This is a genomic window from Streptomyces sp. ID05-39B (assembly GCF_033794725.1).
Taxonomy (GTDB): domain Bacteria; phylum Actinomycetota; class Actinomycetes; order Streptomycetales; family Streptomycetaceae; genus Streptomyces; species Streptomyces bobili.
The window spans coordinates 1-1,683 of sequence record NZ_JARGEF010000493.1 but is presented as its reverse complement, the minus strand read 5'-3'; the positions used below and the strand labels follow the sequence as shown (position 1 = coordinate 1,683).

Below are 1,683 nucleotides of genomic sequence, written 5' to 3'. Positions count from 1 at the left end.
CCCGCCCCCACCACCTGCGGACGCTGTTGGCGAATCCGCTCGGCAGACGCGATAGCCAGACGCCGATTGGCAGACGCCGATTGGCAGACACAGGCCAGCAAAGTGCCGGTTCTACGGCGTGTCTCTGTCCTGGATCTGCCAATTGCTTGGGCCTGACGGGATCTGCCAGCCTGACGGGATTCGCCAACAGCATCCCTGCGGCCCCGCCCCCGCCCCCTGGGGCAGGGCCTCAGGCGCAGCCGACCTCGTCGCCCCGCACCACTGCGGACTCGCCCTGTTCCGGGTCGTCCGCCCGGACCTTGCGGACCTGGTGGGACTCCGTTCCTGCGGTGACCCTCAGCGTGGGGCCCAGGCCCGGTACGGCGCGCAGCTCGCTGCCGGGGAGGGCGGCGGCCAGCGACTTCGCCGAGCGGTCCCAGCGCGGATCGTGGGAGACGACCGTACGGCGCACCGAGGTGTCGCGGCCCGTGGTCGGCCGGCCGGTCGTACGGAAGCCGGTGGCCCGCAGCGCCGCGTCGACCCGCTTGGCCAGACCGGGCGTGCCGGTGCCGTTCTCCACCTGGACGCGGATCTGCTGCGGGGCCACCTCCACGCGGACGGCCGTGCTGCGGGCGGTCCGTTGTGTGGTGGTGGCGAGGGGTTTGTCGTCGCGCAGGGCCTTGAAGAGGCGCTCGGAGCGGACGGGGTCCCACTTCACGGTCGAGCCGATGCCCTTCACGGCGTATCCCATCCGTTCGATGGGGACGGTCGTGAACTCCGAGGAGGAGGGGGAGAAGGTGCGCATGGCCCGCCCGAGGTCCAGCAGTTCGTCGGTGCCGAAGCCGCGGTCGGCCCGCACCGAGCCCAGCACCGCCCGTGTCACGTCGCGGAACTTCAGCGGGTTCAGCAGGATCCCGGAGGAGGTCGCCCGGTCCACCAGTCCCGCCAGGAAGCGCTGCTGGCGTTTCATCCGGCCGAGGTCGGAGGAGACGTCGGCGTGCCGGGAGCGGACGTACTGGAGGGCCTCGCCGCCTCGCAGGGTGTGGTTGCCGGGGGCGAGGTCGAGGCCGGTATAGGAGTCCTTGAGGTGCCGGTCGGTGCAGATCTTCACGCCGTCGAGGACGTCGACGGTCTTCATGAAGCTGGTGAAGTCGACCTCCAGGTAGTGGTCGATCTTCACGCGGGTCATGTGCTCGACGGTCCGCACGGTCAGCTGCGGGCCGCCCTCCGCGTACGCCGCGTTGATCTTGAGGGGGTGGCCGTGGTGTTTCTCACCCGTGGTCCGGTCGGTGTGCGGGGGCGTCTCGGCGTAGGAGTCGCGCGGCAGGCTGACCACGCTCGCGCGGTCCCGGTCCTCCGAGATGTGCACGATCATCAGCGTGTCGGTGCAGTGGCAGGGCGCGCCGCCTAGCCGGTACCGCTGCCGTTCGGCCTCGGTGATCCGGTCGCGGCCGTCGGTGCCGACCATGAGCACGTTCATGCCGTGACCGGCCCGCGGGCGGTTCTTCATGTCCTTGAAGGGGTCGACGCGGGCGATCTTGGAGTCGAGGCTGCTGATCAGGGTGTGGCCGATCCCGGCGGAGGCCAGCACGACGACCGACAGCGTCATGGTCGCCCGCATGGCCCAGCGGGGACGTTTCCTCCGTGCGGGGCGGACCGGCCGGCGCCGAGCGGGGCGCGGGGGCCGGCCGGTCCGCCCCGCAC

1 protein-coding gene is annotated in these 1,683 nt (G+C 71.4%); it reads right to left on the bottom strand.

The window, feature by feature from the left end; translation table 11 throughout:
- Positions 1 to 229: 229 nt before the first annotated feature.
- Positions 230 to 1,683, bottom strand: a 1,454-nt coding sequence (locus P1P75_RS41415) for an LCP family protein (RefSeq protein ID WP_319265188.1), incomplete at its 5' end; no start/stop codon positions are given.